Origin of the sequence: Tateyamaria algicola, assembly GCF_047715485.1 — a bacterium.
In the GTDB taxonomy this organism is placed as follows: domain Bacteria; phylum Pseudomonadota; class Alphaproteobacteria; order Rhodobacterales; family Rhodobacteraceae; genus Tateyamaria.
Map to the genome: position 1 here is coordinate 574,227 of NZ_CP180422.1, position 16,953 is coordinate 591,179.

Here is a 16,953-nt window from a genome sequence, read left to right on the forward strand (position 1 = left end):
CTGGTGGATCTCCACCGGGAGTTACCCGCCAGAGGCGCGCCGAAACGGTGCCGGGTCCCAGCCACAGGCATATCCATCGCCGTCCGGGTCGATCCCACGCCGATCCCGTTCGGGACCACCCCGCGCCAGAAAGTCGATCTGTGCCTCATCGGCCGAGTTGTATTCTGCGCAGTTGCGCTGGAACTTGGACGGTGAGGCCAGGCTGAGACGACGATGCACCCGCGTGCCTTTGGGATGGTTTGTGCTGAGCGCGTATTGCACAACGTTGGGCTGCGCCCCTTCGGTGCGCGAGGGCAAGGCGGTGGGCTGAACCACCTGGTATTGCTGGCGATTGGCCTGAATGCGCGCCGCATCGCTTTCGATGGACTGGCGCGATGCCACCGCGTCAAAGTCGTTTTCGTCCGAAATCCCCGGGTTGTTCAGGATCACAGGCGCTGCGTTGGACGGGCTGGCATTCAGCACGGACTGACCGGAATTGCCTTGCGCCGCCGCCGTATCGTTCTGACGGGCAATCTGCGCCAATTCTGCATCCAACCCCTGGGGGTCAGAAACCGCGCGCGACGTTGTGCGCGTCGCGGAGGTGGCCGTTGCTGCCGTCGTGCTGGAGGACGTCACGGGGGCGCCGGTGGCGGGTGGCAGCGTCTGTGCGCCAACCGCAGGGGCCGCCGGTACAGTTGAGGATGTCAGTTCTGCGGCGCGCGCCTCGCGCTCGGCCAATGTGTTTGGATTGTCAAACCCCACGCCGCGACCCGGATCGACGATACCGGCCCCACTGTCGGGTATGGCGGGTTGGCACGCGGCAAGCGCGACAACGCCGCCCAGTGCAAGGAAACTACGGAAACTCATCATCTGCTCTACCCTTTTTGGGTGCTGTTTGACGCCGTTTACCACCATTTCTGCGGCTTGGCCACAAAACCGGCGCGGGCCTCGAGGGCGTAAGCGGTGTTCAGCAAATCCCCTTCTTCCCATGGGCGGCCAATCAACTGCAGACCGAGCGGCAGGCCATTGGCATCCGTCCCCGCAGGGACAGCGATACCCGGCAGGCCCGCCATGTTCACCGTCACGGTGAATACGTCGTTCAGATACATCTGCACCGGATCGTCCCATGCCTCACCCAGACCAAAGGCTGCCGACGGGGTCGCAGGTGTCAGGATCGCGTCGATCCCTTGGGCGAACACATCCTCAAAATCCTTCTTGATCAGCGTGCGCACCTTGCGCGCCCGATTGTAATAGGCGTCATAGAACCCGGCAGAGAGCACATAGGTGCCGATCATCACCCGGCGCTGCACTTCGGCCCCGAACCCCTCGGCGCGGGTCTTTTCGTACATCTCGGTGATGCCATCGCCCTGATCCAGCTTGGCGCGGTGGCCATAACGCACACCGTCATAGCGCGCGAGGTTGCTGGACGCCTCGGCGGGCGCGATCACATAGTAGGCAGGCAGCGCGTACTTGGTATGAGGCAGCGAAATATCGACAAGCTCGGCCCCGGCATCCGCCAGCATCTCACGCCCTTGTGTCCAAAGCGTTTCAATCTCGTCCGGCATCCCGTCCATGCGATACTCGGCTGGAATACCGATCTTCTTGCCCTTGATGTCACCGGTCAGCATCGCCTCGAAATTCGGGACAGGCAGGTCGGCGCTGGTGCTGTCCTTGGGATCGTGACTGCACATCGCCTCGAGCATGATGGCCGCATCACGTACTGATTTGGTCATTGGCCCGGCCTGGTCGAGGGACGAGGCAAAGGCCACGATACCCCAGCGCGAACAGCGTCCATAGGTCGGCTTGATCCCCGTGATGCCGGTGAAGGCCGCAGGCTGGCGGATCGACCCACCCGTATCCGTGCCGGTCGCAGCCAGGCACAGATCCGCCGCAACGGCAGAGGCCGAGCCGCCCGAAGAGCCACCCGGCGTCAGAGCGGCCTCATCATTGCCGCGCCGCCACGGGTTGATTGCATTGCCATAGACAGAGGTTTCGTTGGACGAGCCCATGGCGAATTCGTCCATGTTCAACTTGCCCAGCATCACGGCACCCGCATCCAGCAGATTGCCACTGACCGTGCTTTCATATTCCGGCAGGAATCCTTCCAGAATGCGCGAACCCGCCTGGCTCGGCACGCCCTTGGTGCAGAACAGATCCTTGATGCCGATGGGCAGGCCGCACATCGCAGGCGCATCGCCCGCCTTGATCCGCGTGTCCGCCGCCGCTGCCTGATGGCGGGCGATGTCGGGTGTGTTGTGCACAAAGGCGTTCAGCGCCCCGGCCTCATCAATGGCCCCCAGACACGCATCCGTCAGCTCGACGCTTGTCACGTCACCGGCGCGCAGCGCATCGCGCGCCTCGGCCAGACCCAGTTTGTTCAACTCACCCATTATTCAACCACCTTCGGCACGGCAAAGAACCCCTCGCGCGCATCCGGCGCATTCGACAGAACCTTTTCCTGTTGGCTCCCGTCCGTCACCTCGTCCACACGACGTTTCAGCCGTTGGGGGGTCACGGATGTCATGGGCTCGACCCCCTCGACATCGACCTCGCCCAGCTGTTCGATAAAGCCGAGGATCGTGTTGAATTCAGACGCCAAGGCGGGCAAGCGGTCTTCTTCCACCTTGATGCGGGCCAGTTTCGCGACACGCGCGGCAGTGGTTTCGTCGATGGACATGGGCACCCTCGAATTTGTTTCGTTCGGCTTTAGCGCGCAGGCCCGGGGCCTTCAAGCCTGTGGGCACGGCAATATGTCACGTAAACAGCGATCATCCAGCCCAGCATCACGGCATTCAGCAGGTGCCAGCCAAAATGCGTGCCTACGGGCAGCTGTGCACACAGGCTTTCATCTAAGCTGCGCGCCAAAAGCGAGAGGATCAAAATCCCCGCACCAATCACGAACCCCCGCGCCAATTGCGGATGGCGCGACCACAGAAAGACTGCGTAAATCACGATCAGCACCGGCACGGGCACATATCCCGCCGAGACGCCGAGGATGGGCACCCGCTCCCACAAAGGTACGGTGAGGGCGGCGTAAGGCAGAAACAGCGCGGTGGCGATCAGGGCCACCCACCACGGCAGACCCAAAACATCACGGTTGATGGCAAAGAGATAGAGCAGGATAAACAACGCAATCGGGGTCACATCGGCAATCGCCGCCCAGACCTGCGCATGGGTGTGAAACAGGTAACTGCCCACACCGATACACCCGAGTATCACGCACAAAGCCCGCGCAATCGGCACACCGCGACTGCGCCGCCACATGATCAGCGCCGCGATGACAAAGGCCAGATTGGTGACAGCGTTCACAGGCTCGGCCCAGTAGCCCGGCCCCAACCGCTCGCAATATCCGTCAATCTCGCGCAGCATTTCCATTCCCGGCAAATACCCCCTTGCTCTGCACATTCAAGAGCTGCGGTCCTCCTTCTCTGTTCCAAAAAATCCCCGCCGGAGGCTCCCGCACCACGCCACACGCGCTACACTCGATCACAGGAGGACATGTTTCATGAACATCATCTGGCTTGGACACGGCAGCTTTCGCATCGAAATCGGGGATCAGGTGCTGCTGATCGACCCGTGGATCAACGGGAACCCGATGCTGGACGCCGATCAGGTACCCGCCGCTATCGCGGATGCCACACAGATCGCGGTGACGCACGGCCACTTCGATCATACGCAGGACGTTGCGGAGTTGAGCAAGGATACGGGCCTGCCCGTCTCAGGCATCTACGAGTTGGCGCAATACATGTACGGCCAGGGCGCGGTGGAGGGGCATGCCTACAACCGGGGCGGCACCGTGGAATTCGGGAATGTGTCCGTGACGCTGGTGCCCGCATCGCACTCTTCTTCCATCGTGGTGGAGGGGCGCGCGGCCTATATGGGCCAAGAATGCGGGCTGATCATCCGGGGCGAAGGCAAGTGCCTGTACCTGTCGGGCGATACTGACATCATGGCCGACATGGACTGGATCGGGGACTACTACAAACCCAGCATCGGCATATTGTCAGCCGGTGGATACTTCACCATGGACATGGCCGGCGCGGCCTATGCGGCCAAACGGTACTTCCAGTTCGACACCGTGATCCCTTGCCACTACCAGACCTTTCCGCTGCTCGAACAATCCGCGCAGGTCTTGATCGATGGTTTGCCGGGCGTGGATGTCATCGAACCCGAACCGATGACACCCATCGCGCTCTGATCCCGGCGGTGCGCGGAAAATGACTTCATTTTCCGGCCGTTTTCTGACTTCAGAAAACGCCTAGCGGCGCGCGGCAAAGAAATCCCGCAGCAAGCGCTCTGCCTCACCTGCGGCAATGCCGTCATAGACCTCGGGTGCGTGATGGGATTGCGAATGCGAAAACACCCGCGCCCCATGCAAGACCCCGCCGGACTTTGGATCGGAGGCCGCAAAATACAGGCGCGCAATCCTTGCCGCTGCCAGCGCCGCCGCACACATCGCGCAAGGTTCCAGCGTCACATAGAGATCATGGCCCAACAGCCGCTCGGACCCTGCGGACGCGCAGGCCGCACGCACCGCCAGCATCTCGGCATGGGCGGTGGGGTCGTGCAACTCCCGCGTCCGGTTCCCGGCGCGTGCCACCACGTCACCGGCAGGCGAAACCACAACCGCCCCCACGGGCACCTCACCTCGGGCGCCTGCCGACCGCGCCTCTTCCAGCGCCTGATCCATGAACGAGCGAAACTCCATACCGCTCACGTGCCACGGCCACGCCCCCTTCCGCAAGGTCCGCCAATCCGCTAGAGCCACCCGCATGAGCACAGACACACCAAAGGGCGACCGCATCGCCAAGGTCCTGGCCCGCGCAGGCCTTGCCAGCCGACGCGGCGCCGAAGCCATGATTGCCGCAGGCCGCGTCAGCGTGAATGGCAAGCGCATCGACAGCGCCGCGCTGAACGTGACGGATGCAGACAGGATAACGGTGGACGGCAAAGCGCTTGCCCCGCCGGAGCCTGAGCGGATGTGGCTGTACCACAAGCCCGCTGGCCTTGTGACCACGGATGCCGACGAAAAGGGGCGGCGCACGATCTATGATGCACTCCCCGAGGACATGCCCCGCGTGATGTCCGTGGGGCGGCTCGACATCAACTCCGAAGGATTGCTGCTGCTGACCAATGACGGCGGCATCAAGCGCAAGCTCGAACTGCCCAGCACTGGCTGGATGCGCCGCTACCGGGTGCGTATCAACGGACGGCCCACCGACCCACAACTCGACCCCTTGCGCAAGGGTGTCACGGTCGAGGGCGAGCGGTTCCAGCCCATGCAGATCACGCTGGACCGCCAACAGGGCGCGAATGCCTGGCTGACCGTGGGCCTGCGCGAGGGCAAGAACCGCGAAATCCGCCGCGCCATGGAAAGCATCGGCCTTGTCGTGAACCGCCTGATCCGCATCAGCTACGGCCCCTTCCAACTGGGCGAATTGAAAGCCGGAGACGTCGAGGAAGTGCGCCGCCGAATCCTACGCGACCAACTGGGCCTCGAAGCCGAAGAACAACACACAGGCACCGCCAAAAAAGCGCCCCGCGTGTCGCGACCACCGCGCAAGCCATCCTCGCGCACCAGCTCAGCCAAGCCAGCAACATCCCCAAAGGGCCGCCCAAACGGGCGCAAACGCTGAATTTTTCCCCCTTGCGCCCACACATCACCGTTACAATCTTGAGGCAAGCGACCAGCATAGCGGGTTCAAGGGGTGACATGACCAGAGGCGAGACGACAACACGTGGCGAAATCGCGCATATGCGCCGAACGGGGGCAGACTGCTGCGCCTCTAGTGCCGCATCTGCAAACGCCCTATAGTCGCACCAGCCAACCGGGGACGATAATGCAACCAACCGCCTTTCAAAAGATCGCCTATGCCGTTCTTATCGCGCTGATGTTCGGCGTGACGACCGGCCTGCTGGGAGGGCTCTGAGCAATGGCGCAACGTTATGGTGGCAAGTACAGCCCCGATGGGTCCGATGACGGCACCAAGGCGCCCGAGCGCGGCGCCTTTGACCGCGCGCGCGTAGATCCGGTGGGCGCACGCGCCAACATCCTGTTTTTGCCCGCGATCCCCATGGTCTTTCTCGGCCTGAATGACGGCGCCATCGGCATGACGCTGGCCCTGGTGTCCGCTGGTATCCTGACGCTCGCCGCCTGGCTGCTGCGCGGCGGGTTGCAGGCCGAGGCCGCCTATCTCGACCGCAAGGTCGCGCGCCGTCCCGCCGTGCCGCGCAAGCTGTTTTCCTCTGTCCTGACCGGCATTGGCATCGCCATCGCGGCCTACCGGTCGGAGCCGGGCCTGATCGCACCGCTGCTCTTTGGCCTTGCGGCAGGTGGTCTGCACATGGCCGCCTTTGGCATCGACCCGCTGAAAGACAAGGGCATGGAAGGCATCGACACCTTTCAGCAAGACCGCGTGGCCCGGGTCGTGGACGAGGCCGAAAGCTACCTGCGCGCCATGACCGATGCGATGAAACGCGCCGAAGATCGCAAGATGGAGCTGAAGCTGGAGCAGTTCCAGACCGTCGCGCGCGATCTGATCCGCACGGTCGAGGAAGACCCCCGTGATCTGACCGCCGCGCGCAAGTATCTGGGCGTCTACCTGATGGGTGCGCGCGATGCGACGGTCAAGTTTGCCGACATCTACGCCCGCACCCGCGACACGCAGGCCCGCACCGACTATGCCGCCCTGCTCGACGATCTGGGCGACAACTTTGCCGCGCGCACGCAAAAGCTGCTGGTTGATGATCGCAGTGACCTCAACATCGAAATCGACGTGTTGCGCGACCGCCTGCAACGCGAAGGGGTGCGCATCGCACCCTCGACAGACACATAAACAGTAAGGTGATTGAACATGTCTGAAACAGTCCGCCAAAAGGCTGAAACCGCCCTCGCCCAGGTCGAGGAAGTGACGGCCGTCGTACTGGCCGAACCGACAGAGGCCACCGCCATCGTGCCACTGGCCGAGGCCGACGCGCCCGTGGGTGCCGAGATACGCGCCCGCATGGACGAGATCGACATGGGCGACACCAATTCCATCGTGTCCTTCGGCTCTGCCGCGCAGGCAGAGTTGCAGACGATTTCCCAGGCCATGCTGCAAGACGTGCGCAACAAGGATGTGGGCCCTGCCGGTGACAGCCTGCGCTCCATCGTGACGACGATCCGGGGCTTTTCCATCTCGGAACTCGATGTGCGCCGGGACCGTTCGTGGTGGGAAAAACTAATTGGGCGCGCCGCCCCCTTTGCCAAGTTCACGGCCAAGTTCGAAACCGTGCAGGGCCAGATCGACAAGATCACCGACAACCTGCTGTCCCATGAACACACGCTGCTCAAGGACATCAAATCGCTCGATCTGCTCTATGAAAAGACGCTGCAGTTCTACGACGAACTCGCCCTATACATCGCCGCGGGCGAGGAAAAGATCAAAGAGCTGGACGACACCGTCATCCCCGGCAAGGAAAAGGATGTCGAGGCCGCAGCCGAGGACGACAAGGTCATGGTGGCGCAAGAGTTGCGTGACCTGCGCGCCGCGCGCGATGATCTGGAACGCCGGGTGCATGACCTCAAACTGACCCGTCAGGTAACGATGCAATCGCTGCCCTCAATCCGGCTGGTACAGGAAAACGACAAGTCCCTCGTGACCAAGATAAACTCGACGCTGGTCAACACCGTGCCGCTTTGGGAAACGCAACTGGCGCAGGCCGTCACCATCCAGCGCAGCGCCGAAGCGGCCGCCGCCGTGCGCGACGCCAATGATCTGACCAACGAGCTTTTGACCGCGAACGCGGCCAACCTGCGCGAAAGCAACAAGGCCATCCGCACCGAGATGGAGCGCGGCGTGTTCGACATCGAAGCGGTCAAGAAGGCCAATGCCGACCTGATCGGCACGATCGAGGATTCCTTGCGCATCGCGGACGAAGGCAAGGCCAAGCGCGCTGCCGCCGAAGAGGACCTCAAGAAAATGGAAGCCGACCTGCGCGACACCCTGGCCTCGGCCAAGGCGCGCAAAGACGGGGTTGGCGACACTGCCGGCACCGCCGTGCCCGGCTGACGATCACGTGCTGCGGACAGGCGTCACAAAGAGGGGAACGTTCTGGGGCGGTCTTGCCGCCCTCACCCTTCTTGCGGCCTGCGATCTGTTCAACCCGGTCGAGCCTGTTTTGACACCGCGCGTGCGCCCGGCGGGGCTGGTGCAGCCCCCTGCCCCCACGGTGCAACCCACATCCGAGGCCAGCGCATCCCTGCGCCGCTACCTCACGCAGGTGCAATCCAGCCAGCTGACCGCCGGGCTTTTGCGTCAGGATGGCGGTGGGCCTGACACGCCGTTCACGGCCTCGATGCTCGCGCGCAACTTTGAACAGATCGTGTTCTTCAACGAATACGCGAGCGGCGGCCAGAGCGTGGGCGTGTCCGGGCAATTGCGCCGCTGGTCCGCCCCTGTGCGCATCGGCGTCGAATTCGGCGCCTCCGTTCCGCCCAGCCAGCGGGCACGCGATATGGCGGATGTGCGCACCTATGCCAGCAGGCTCGCGCGCAGCACAGGGCACCCGGTTTCGGTCGGGTCCAACCCGAATTTCCTCGTCTTCTTTGTCGGGGAAGACGACCGCGCAGCCACGCTCAACCAAAGGGCCACCCGCCTGCCCGGCGTGACCACGATCAACCTCGCGCCCGTGCGAAACCTGCCTGAAGACGCCTATTGCGCCGTGGCGGCCTATGCCTCGGGTGCGAACCGGTCGACCTACACGGCTGCGGTGGCCGTGATCCGTGCGGAAAACCCGGACTTGCTGCGCTTGTCCTGCATCCACGAGGAACTGGCACAGGGTCTTGGCCTGGCCAATGACAGCCCCGATGCACGCCCGTCGATCTTCAACGATGACGACGAATTCGCGCTGCTGACAGACCATGACGAGCTGCTCTTGCGCATGCTCTATGATCCCAGCCTGCAACCGGGCCAATCCATGGCCGATGCACGCGCCACCGTGAATCAACTGGCGCTCAAGGCGCTTGGGCAAAACGGCCCCTCATGACCGCCTTGCCCGCCATCCCGCGCGCATGCCCACACAGTGCGCCAATCCGCATTCGGGGACGTACGGACTGCGCGCATACCACGCGCCCGTCCCCCCACTCAGCCTGACAAAAGGAGACCCCAAAATGGGTATTTTCGACTTCCTCTCCGGTGAATTCATCGACGTCATCCACTGGGTGGACGACTCCCGTGACACCATGGTCTGGCGGTTTGAACGCGAGGGGCACGAGATCAAGTACGGTGCCAAGCTGACCGTCCGCGAAGGGCAAGCGGCGGTGTTCGTGCACGAAGGGCAGCTGGCGGATGTCTTCACCCCCGGTCTCTACATGCTCGAGACCAACAACATGCCGATCATGACGACGCTCCAGCACTGGGATCACGGCTTCAAAAGCCCGTTCAAATCCGAGGTTTATTTCGTCAATACCACCCGGTTCAACGATCTCAAATGGGGCACCAAGAACCCGATCATCTGCCGCGACCCGGAATTCGGGCCTGTGCGCCTGCGCGCCTTCGGCACCTATTCGGTCAAGGTGGCGGACCCGGCCAAGTTCCTGGTCGAGATCGTCGGCACCGACGGCGAATTCACGATGGACGAGATCAGCTACCAGATCCGCAACATCATCGTGCAGGAAATGTCGCGCAGCCTCGCCAAATCGGGCATCCCCGTGCTCGACATGGCCGCCAACACGCGCGAACTGGGCCAGATCGTGGCCAAGGAAATCACCGCACAGATCGCAGATTACGGCCTGATGCTGCCCGAGCTTTACATCGAAAACATCTCGCTGCCCCCAGCGGTCGAGGCGGTGATGGACAAGCGCTCTTCGATGGGTGTCATCGGAAACCTGAACGAATACATGCAATTCCAGGCCGCCGAGGCGCTGGGTCGTGAGGGCGGTGATGCCAGTGGCGCGATGCAGGCGGGCCTTGGCGCTGCCATGGGCATGCAAATGGGGCAGATGGCCTCCTCTGGCCCCTGGGGCGCGCAACCGGCCCGCGGCGCGGCCACTCCGCCGCCTCCCCCGGTCGAACATGTCTGGCACGTCGCCGAAAACGGCGAGACCAAGGGCCCGTTTTCCAAGGCGCAGTTGGGTCGCATGGCCGCAGCGGGAGAGTTGAGCCGCGAAAGCTATGTCTGGACAGCGGGACAGGACGGCTGGATGAAGGCCGAGGACGTGACCGAACTGGCGCAGCTGTTCACCATTCTGCCCCCACCACCCCCACCGGGCGTCTAATTCTCAGGACATGTGGCAGGTGCCGCGCAGCGCGTGGGCGGCCCTTTTTCAGGCGTCGCCGCTTACGTCCTGCCCGCACTAAAGAGCGCGCCGAGGATGGCAAGCACTGCGCCCATCAGAGTTGCAGCCGTCACCGCCCCCAGACCAAAGGCCGCCAGCAGGCCCATCGCCACAAGCGGCGTGAGAAAGGCGAGGCTTGAAAGCGTCGCGGCCGATCCCTGACGGGTGGCCTTGTCCCAAAACACGTTTGCCACGGTGAACGGACCAATCCCCATCAGAACGATCGCACACCATTCCGCCTGCGTCGGCCAATAGGCAGGCTCAAGGACGAGGTGCGCCGCCAGTGCACTTGCGCCCGCAAGCCCGAGGGATGGCCCGATCACATCCGTCTCGACCCGCGCAAGTGATCGGCCAACCGAGTAAATGGCAAAGGTCAACGCACCGCAAACGCCCAGCAGCACGCCCATGCCGTCCAGATTGCCGCCCATATGCGGCGACAGCGCGACCGCGACACCGACAAACCCACACCCAATGCCCACCATCTGACGCAGAGAAGGCGAGCGCCGGTGCAGCAGGGATGCAAGCGCAACAAGGAAGACGGGCCAGAGATAGTGGACCACATTGGCCTCTGCCGGTCCGATCCGCGCAATGGCGGCCAGATAGAATGCGTTGTTGCCCATCAATCCGATGGCCACGAACAGCAGCGTGCGCAATGGCACAGAGGTGAACGTGCGCACCGCGCCGCGGCGCACGGCCAGTCCGAACGAAAGCATGCAGCCGACCAGAGCCGACGCCCCCAGAACGAGAAACGGTGGCGCCTGTTGCGTGATTGTTCCCAGCGCGGGCCAGCTTGCCCACAAGACAACTGCCCCCCCGACAAGCGCATAGGCCCTCGCGTTCGGTCCGCCGGAAAATCCTGACCGCACCCAGGCGTCAAGCCATCCGAACACACGATGATGCGCTGCGCGCGATCCGACCACGGTTTGCATGGGTACAGTCTCCGGCTGAGGTCAGGATGACGATGCCGGTTTGGAGTGCGTCCCGCAAGGTGTGGCCAGCAAAGGGCTGTTCAAGGGTTCAGCAAGGGCTCCTGAAAATCACGCACCGATCATGTTGATCTCATCAAATTGCGCCGTGGCCTGCATCCGCTCTTGCCACGTCTGCACTGCGGGGCGCTTGGGCAGGGTCGCGGCCCCCTCGGGCGTTGCCGCGAAGTAAAACAGAATAGGGGCGACAAACAGGTCCGCGAGGGTCAGCTGATCTCCACAAAAGAAAGCCCGTCCCGCCAGTGCCGCATCCAGAACATCCAGTTGGTGTTCGATGGCGGGCAATGTTTGCGCGATCAGCGCCTCATCCGGGTCCAGCCCACGCATGGGCTTGACGAAGCGTTCGGCGACACAGCAGCCAACGATCCTGACATAGAGATAATCATTGGTCACGCTGATCCATTGCATCATGCGCGCCCGGTCGGCGGGCGTGCCGGGCTGCAACGCCGGGCCGGCAAAGGCTGCGTCAACATAGGTCGCAATGGCCAGGGTCTCGAAGATGCGGACAGTGCCGTGATGCATCACCGGCATCTTGCGAAACGGGTGCTCATCAACATAGCTGTCACTGCGGAAATCCACGGGCTGCAATTGGTAAGGCACGCCTTTGTTGGCGCATACCATCAGGGCGGTGCGCACATAGCTGCTGGGCGACAGGCCCAGTATCGTGACCTCAGACATCGCTGCCCTCTTTGCCGAGTGAGCGACAAAATCGGTGAATACGGTTCCAAGGATCTGACGCCAGCCGCCATCATAGCGTTTGGAGATTTCAGCGGCGTCGTCGCCCAGCGCCTCCCACCCCGAATGCACCAGGCGCACGGTTGTCTTGCCCTCGCCCTTTGGTTCAAAGGCGATGGCAACTTGCGTGGCTTTCTCGACCGTTCTGCCGACATACCAGGCCAGTTCGATCCCATGCGGAGGATCAAACGCGGTCACATGCCCCCAGACAAAACGCTCTCCGTCCGCAGACGTTTCGATGATCTGGCCGCCGAGCTTCGGCTCCATCACCACCATGCCGTTGGAAAGAGAAAACGGATCCATGGGCCACCATGCGTCAATGCGGCGGACAAAAGTGTCAAAGGCCGCGTCTTGCGCCGCATCGACAACGGTTTCTATCGTGATCGGGTCAAGCATCGCGTGGCGGCTCCTCTGCCAGTGACTTGAGGGACGTTTGCCAGTGCTGTTGGAGGTAGCTGCGCAAGGCGCCCAGCTGCGCCTCTTCCAGATGATACACCCGGCGTGTGCCCTGCGGTGTGGCCCCCACCAGCCCCGCATCCCGCAGCACCTTGAGGTGCTGTGACATCACCGGTTGCGACGTGTCGAACCGATGGGTCAGGTCGCGCACGGTCGAGGGGGTGTTCTGCAACGCATCAAGGATTTTCTGGCGCAACGGGTGCGCGAGGGCGGCAAACTGATCTTCATAAGGCATTCCTTATATTAGACATACCTTATGATTCAGGCCAAGCAAATTCTGCGCACCGCGATCTTTTCACTCTTTGCGACGGTGAGGTTGACGTCCTCGAGTGCACGGTTGGTCCCGCACCACCAATGCACATTCCTCACTTCTACGACAGCGGGCGTTCTGCGGCAGTTACGATGATCTCGACCTTCAGCACGTCGCGCGCCAGCCGCGCTTCGCCGCAGGCCCGTGCGGGGGCATGACCCTCTGGCACCCATGCATCCCAGACGGCGTTCATTTCCGCAAAGTCGGCCATATCGGCCAGCCATATCGTGGCCTGCAGGATATGGGATCGGTCCGACCCGGCCTCGGCCAGCAGCGCATCGACGCGCGACAGGCAGTCCTGCGTCTGTTCGGTCACCGTCTCGCCTGCGCCGACCTGCCCACACAGGTAGACGATGCCGTTATGCTTGACGATCTTGCTCATCCGGGCGCTCGTATGCAGGCGTTTAATCATGCGAATTCTCCGATCAGGTTGCGCGCATTGAGCGCCGCTGAAATTTCGTCGAGTATGGCCGGGGCGTCAATCGCGGCGGGCAGGTGGATGTCGATCACCCGCTCCAATGCGTTGAGATCGTAGGCGAGCAAGTCGCCAGGCATGGCCATCGAGAGGGATTGATCGTGTTCCAAAGATACTAAGTCCCAGGCTCAGACGTCATAGACCAGTCGAAACCCCTGATGGGCGGTCGAACTGTCCGCTGATGTCCCGCTGCGCGCAGCGATACGGTAGCGAAAACAGTACGAGAGATGGCACAGGAACGACCCCCCTTGTTCAGCTTGAATCCAACCTTGCCCGCATGGGCGGCCATCACCGATTTCTTCAGCGACTTCACTTTGAAGGGTTGCGCCGTCCATTCCCAGACATTGCCGACCATGTTGTAGAGGCCATAGCCGTTGGGCGCATAGGATTTGGCCGGGGCGGTGCCCGCAAACCCATCAAGCCCAAGGTCGGTATGGGGAAACTGCCCCTGCCAGATATTGCAGGGAAAGTGGTCGAGATCGTTGGGCGCATCCGCCCCCCAGGGAAAGGGTACGTCGCCCAGACCGCCGCGCGCTGCGTGTTCCCACTCTGCCTCTGTCGGCAGGCGCCCCCCGGCCCAGTCCGCAAAGGCGCGCGCGTCGTTCCAGGTGATGTGGACAGCCGGGTGGTCGGAGTCCCACGCCCCTGCACTGCCCGGCCCGTGGATCGCGCGCCAATGGGCGCCCTTGATCACCCGCCACCACGGTGCCCCGGCCACCGCCTGACTTGGTGGCGCGTCCTCGGGCAGAAAGTTCACGAAGACGAAGGAGTCGCCAATCCGCTCGGCCTCGGTGACATAGCCGGTCGCCTCCACAAATGCGGCAAAGCGGGCATTGGTGACTGTGGTTGCATCCATTTGGAAAGGCTTGATCTTTTGCCGCCGCAGCGGCCCTTCGCCATCGACAGGCAAAACGGGCGCATCGGTGCCGATCAGCGCGGTGCCACCGGGGATGTCGACACGCTCTGAGGTGTCTGTCAGATGCGTCTGCGTCAGGGCCTCGAGGGTCGCCGGATCAGCACCGCCTACGCGCGCAGGCAGGCAACAGGCCTTTCTCACGAGGCAGCGGCCATGGCCCCAATCGCATCCAGTGCGGCCTGGCCCACGGCAATGTCCTGATCCGGGCTGCCGGACCCGACGCCGATGCCTCCAACCAGATCAGCGCCCACATAGATCGGCAATCCGCCCCCCAGGCCCGTGACCTCGCCTTGCGTCGCGGCGGCAATGTGGGGGCGCACGGCCTCGGGTATCGCAGCGCTTGGTGCGCCGATCGAGGCGGCTGTGCGCGCCTTGGACCGCGCGCTTTTGCGGCTGAGGTATTTCGCGCCCGTCATGCGGATTTCACCAAGCAACTCACCGCTGGCATCCACGATCACGACACATTGCGGCTGGCCCATGCCCTCAGCCTCTGCGATGGCGGCGGTCAGCATAGCCATGACGGCTGAATGGGTGAGGCTTTGCGTGCTGCGCGTGACCTCCATCACCGTGCCCCGTTCACGTTGAGGTACACGGAGTAAAGCGAAGACGTCGCCGTGATGAACAACCGGTTCAGCTTGGGGCCGCCAAAGCAGACGTTGGACACGATCTCGGGAATGTGGATCTTACCGATCAGCTTGCCCGTTGCATCGAGGCAATGCACACCATCTGCCGCCGACGACCAGATGCGCCCATCGCGATCCAAGCGGAAGCCGTCAAAGAACCCGTTGGTGCAATCGGCAAAATGCGTACCCTCACCCAAACTCTTGCCATCTGTTGCCACGGAATGACGGCGAATATGCGCAGGCCCACCCGGATCATGGGTGCCGCCGGTATCGGCAATGAACAACTCGGTCTCATCCAATGAAAACGCAAGACCATTGGGTTTGACATAGTCGGTGGCAACCGTTGCAATCTCTTCGCTTTCTGGGTCCCAGCGATAGACATAGCAGGCACCGATCTCGCTCTCGGCCCGGTCCCCTTCATAGTCCATCATGATGCCGTAGCTGGGATCGGTGAACCAGATCGAGCCGTCGGATTTCACCACCACATCATTGGGCGAATTCAGCCGCTTGCCCTGATAGCTGTCCGCGATCACCTTGATCGAGCCGTCATGCTCGGTGCGCGTCACGCGGCGCGCCAGATGCTCGCAGGACACAAGGCGCCCCTGCCCGTCCACCGTGTGCCCGTTGGTGTTGTCGGAGGGCGCGCGGAACACCGATACGGAGCCGTCCGTTTCGTCCCAGCGCATCATGCGGTTGTTGGGAATGTCGGACCACACGACATAGCGCCCCGCGGGGAACCATGCAGGCCCCTCGACCCAGCGACACCCTTCTGCCAAACGCTCCACCCGGGCATGGCCGATGAAACAGGCCTCGAAACTGGGGTCCAGAACCTCGAACCCGGTCCCGTCGATCACTCCATACATCCTCGTCCCCCTTCACATGTGTTGCATGCAAGGTGGCCCGATGGTGCGGCAATTGCAAACGGGTTACGTGCGGTCGCTCGCATAGTGGGACATCATGATGTCCACGCTGGCATCCACGATCACGGCCATCTCGGCGTCCGACAGAATCTCGGCCCCGAAAATGACCGGCCAGAAGGCCTTGGCCTTGATCAGCGCCACGAATTCATCCGCCGCGACATCCGGGTCGGGCACGCGCAATTGCCCATCCGCATCCGCGTCCCGCAGCATCGCGGCAAAGACGGCCTTCTTGTCGATCTTGCCCTGCGCTGCACTCGCCATCTCGGGATTGCGCAAGGTTTCGCTGATCAGCATCCGCGCCATCGCCATCGCGTCCGGCGAGGTCAGGATCTCACCCTCTGCCGTAGCAAGGGCGTGCAACTGATCCCGCACGGGGCGGCCCGGCACGTAAGAAATGTCGAGCGTGTCCGCCATCCTTTCCGACATCACATCGACAATGGACAGGAACAGATTTTCCTTGCTTTCGAAATACTTGTAAACGGTCCGTTTGGACACGCCCGCCCGCGCCGACACCTGATCCATACTGGCCGCGGCAAACCCCTTTTCCTGGAATTCGCGCACGCCCGCATCGATGATCTGCGCGCGTTTCGAACATCTGATGTCGCCAATCGGGTCCATGGGCACGGGTGTGGCGCATTCTGCAAGCGGCGTCAAACGGGCGCGCACACCCCCTTGTGTAAACTCGCAAGTTTACCTGTCCAAGCCTTTGCCGTACCCTACAGTCAATGGTTGTGCGACTCGCGCAATATGTTCCGCCAGGGAGACCCAGCATGACAATTTCACTGACATTGAACGGCAAGACACACGAGGTCGAGGCAGAGCCCGGCACACCCCTGTTGTGGGTGATCCGGGACGAGCTGAAGATGACGGGCACCAAGTTCGGCTGCGGGGTCGCCTCTTGCGGGGCCTGCACGGTGCACCTTGACGGCACGCCGGTGCGGTCCTGCCAGACCTATATCGAGGACGTCGAAGGCGCCGAAATCACCACGATCGAAGCGATGAGCGCAGACAAGATCGGGGCCGCTGTCCAGCAGGCCTGGATCGAACTGGACGTCGTGCAATGCGGCTACTGCCAGTCAGGCCAGATCATGTCGGCGGTGGGCCTTTTGTCGGAAAACCCTACACCGACAGCCGATGAAATCGACGACTACATGTGGGGCAACGCGTGCCGCTGCGCCACCTATCAACGCATCCGCGCTGGCATCCAGCGCGCATCCGAAATTCTGGAGGCATAA

The 16,953-nt window shown here is 62.7% G+C and carries 20 protein-coding genes and 1 pseudogene; 7 read left to right on the forward strand and 14 right to left on the reverse strand.

Translation table 11 applies throughout. The features are described from left to right. Positions 1-21: 21 nt before the first annotated feature. Genes ACMHLQ_RS05255 through ACMHLQ_RS05270 form a run of 4 tightly spaced genes read right to left on the reverse strand, consistent with a single transcriptional unit; the run spans position 22 to position 3,354 of the window. Positions 22-849: a hypothetical protein gene (locus tag ACMHLQ_RS05255; protein WP_415403746.1), complete on the reverse strand. Its 828-nt coding sequence runs from the start codon at positions 847-849 to the stop codon at positions 22-24. Positions 850-884: 35 nt separating this feature from the next. Further along, entirely contained in the window at positions 885-2,369 is a 1,485-nt protein-coding gene (gene gatA / locus ACMHLQ_RS05260; protein WP_415403747.1) for an Asp-tRNA(Asn)/Glu-tRNA(Gln) amidotransferase subunit GatA, read from the reverse strand. Next, on the reverse strand, positions 2,369-2,656 hold the full coding sequence (gene gatC / locus ACMHLQ_RS05265) for an Asp-tRNA(Asn)/Glu-tRNA(Gln) amidotransferase subunit GatC (RefSeq protein WP_415403748.1): 288 nt from the start codon (positions 2,654-2,656) through the stop codon (positions 2,369-2,371). Before gatC ends, gatA begins: the two co-directional genes overlap by 1 nt. A gap of 29 nt (positions 2,657-2,685) precedes the next feature. Next, complete coding sequence (locus ACMHLQ_RS05270; RefSeq protein WP_415403749.1) at positions 2,686-3,354, reverse strand: ceramidase domain-containing protein; 669 nt, start codon at positions 3,352-3,354, stop codon at positions 2,686-2,688. Between the two features lie 130 nt (positions 3,355-3,484). Between ACMHLQ_RS05270 and ACMHLQ_RS05275 the strand changes: the two genes are divergently transcribed. Then, positions 3,485-4,177, forward strand: coding sequence for a metal-dependent hydrolase (locus tag ACMHLQ_RS05275; RefSeq protein WP_415403750.1), 693 nt, complete (start codon positions 3,485-3,487; stop codon positions 4,175-4,177). Between the two features lie 60 nt (positions 4,178-4,237). On the opposite strand, the gene ACMHLQ_RS05280 is transcribed toward ACMHLQ_RS05275, so the two are convergent. After that, entirely contained in the window at positions 4,238-4,687 is a 450-nt protein-coding gene (locus tag ACMHLQ_RS05280; RefSeq protein WP_415403751.1) for a nucleoside deaminase, read from the reverse strand. Between the two features lie 64 nt (positions 4,688-4,751). Here ACMHLQ_RS05280 and ACMHLQ_RS05285 point away from each other — a divergent pair, with 64 nt between their 5' ends. The 5 genes from ACMHLQ_RS05285 to ACMHLQ_RS05305 all read left to right on the forward strand — a co-directional run bounded on the left by ACMHLQ_RS05285 (position 4,752) and on the right by ACMHLQ_RS05305 (position 10,237). Then, positions 4,752-5,615: a pseudouridine synthase gene (locus ACMHLQ_RS05285; RefSeq protein ID WP_415403752.1), complete on the forward strand. Its 864-nt coding sequence runs from the start codon at positions 4,752-4,754 to the stop codon at positions 5,613-5,615. A gap of 297 nt (positions 5,616-5,912) precedes the next feature. Beyond that, positions 5,913-6,815, forward strand: coding sequence for a 5-bromo-4-chloroindolyl phosphate hydrolysis family protein (locus ACMHLQ_RS05290; RefSeq protein ID WP_415403753.1), 903 nt, complete (start codon positions 5,913-5,915; stop codon positions 6,813-6,815). Between the two features lie 18 nt (positions 6,816-6,833). After that, entirely contained in the window at positions 6,834-8,030 is a 1,197-nt protein-coding gene (locus ACMHLQ_RS05295) for a toxic anion resistance protein (protein ID WP_415403754.1), read from the forward strand. A gap of 10 nt (positions 8,031-8,040) precedes the next feature. Continuing rightward, the gene (locus tag ACMHLQ_RS05300) at positions 8,041-9,006 is read left to right on the forward strand and encodes a DUF2927 domain-containing protein (RefSeq protein WP_415405230.1); all 966 of its coding nucleotides are present in this window, start codon (positions 8,041-8,043) and stop codon (positions 9,004-9,006) included. A 124-nt stretch (positions 9,007-9,130) separates the two neighbouring features. Then, on the forward strand, positions 9,131-10,237 hold the full coding sequence (locus tag ACMHLQ_RS05305) for an SPFH domain-containing protein (protein ID WP_415403755.1): 1,107 nt from the start codon (positions 9,131-9,133) through the stop codon (positions 10,235-10,237). 62 nt (positions 10,238-10,299) lie between these two features. Here the strand turns inward: ACMHLQ_RS05305 and ACMHLQ_RS05310 are convergent, their stop codons facing one another. The 9 genes and pseudogenes from ACMHLQ_RS05310 to ACMHLQ_RS05350 form a co-directional block, all read right to left on the reverse strand. Continuing rightward, positions 10,300-11,226, reverse strand: a complete 927-nt coding sequence (locus tag ACMHLQ_RS05310; protein ID WP_415403756.1) for a DMT family transporter — start codon at positions 11,224-11,226, stop codon at positions 10,300-10,302. A 108-nt stretch (positions 11,227-11,334) separates the two neighbouring features. Further along, positions 11,335-12,414 carry a glutathione binding-like protein gene (locus ACMHLQ_RS05315; RefSeq protein WP_415403757.1) on the reverse strand — a complete coding sequence of 360 codons (1,080 nt, stop codon included), beginning with the start codon at positions 12,412-12,414 and terminating at the stop codon, positions 11,335-11,337. Then, positions 12,407-12,709, reverse strand: coding sequence for an ArsR/SmtB family transcription factor (locus tag ACMHLQ_RS05320; RefSeq protein WP_415403758.1), 303 nt, complete (start codon positions 12,707-12,709; stop codon positions 12,407-12,409). The genes ACMHLQ_RS05315 and ACMHLQ_RS05320 overlap by 8 nt, the downstream gene beginning before the upstream one ends. A 136-nt stretch (positions 12,710-12,845) precedes the next feature. After that, a complete protein-coding gene (locus ACMHLQ_RS05325) occupies positions 12,846-13,196 on the reverse strand; it encodes a RidA family protein (RefSeq protein ID WP_415403759.1) in 351 nt (116 codons plus the stop codon). Continuing rightward, positions 13,193-13,339 carry a hypothetical protein gene (locus ACMHLQ_RS05330; RefSeq protein WP_415403760.1) on the reverse strand — a complete coding sequence of 49 codons (147 nt, stop codon included), beginning with the start codon at positions 13,337-13,339 and terminating at the stop codon, positions 13,193-13,195. Before ACMHLQ_RS05330 ends, ACMHLQ_RS05325 begins: the two co-directional genes overlap by 4 nt. Positions 13,340-13,387: 48 nt before the next feature. Continuing rightward, a pseudogene (locus ACMHLQ_RS05335) lies at positions 13,388-14,316 on the reverse strand (formylglycine-generating enzyme family protein). Further along, on the reverse strand, positions 14,313-14,738 hold the full coding sequence (locus ACMHLQ_RS05340) for a GlcG/HbpS family heme-binding protein (protein WP_415403761.1): 426 nt from the start codon (positions 14,736-14,738) through the stop codon (positions 14,313-14,315). The pseudogene ACMHLQ_RS05335 and the gene ACMHLQ_RS05340 overlap by 4 nt, the downstream one beginning before the upstream one ends. Beyond that, positions 14,738-15,661: an SMP-30/gluconolactonase/LRE family protein gene (locus ACMHLQ_RS05345; RefSeq protein WP_415403762.1), complete on the reverse strand. Its 924-nt coding sequence runs from the start codon at positions 15,659-15,661 to the stop codon at positions 14,738-14,740. The genes ACMHLQ_RS05340 and ACMHLQ_RS05345 overlap by 1 nt, the downstream gene beginning before the upstream one ends. Positions 15,662-15,724: 63 nt before the next feature. Further along, positions 15,725-16,384, reverse strand: a complete 660-nt coding sequence (locus ACMHLQ_RS05350; protein ID WP_415403763.1) for a TetR/AcrR family transcriptional regulator — start codon at positions 16,382-16,384, stop codon at positions 15,725-15,727. A 104-nt stretch (positions 16,385-16,488) separates the two neighbouring features. On the opposite strand from ACMHLQ_RS05350, the gene ACMHLQ_RS05355 reads away from it, so the two are divergent. Further along, entirely contained in the window at positions 16,489-16,953 is a 465-nt protein-coding gene (locus ACMHLQ_RS05355) for a (2Fe-2S)-binding protein (RefSeq protein ID WP_415403764.1), read from the forward strand.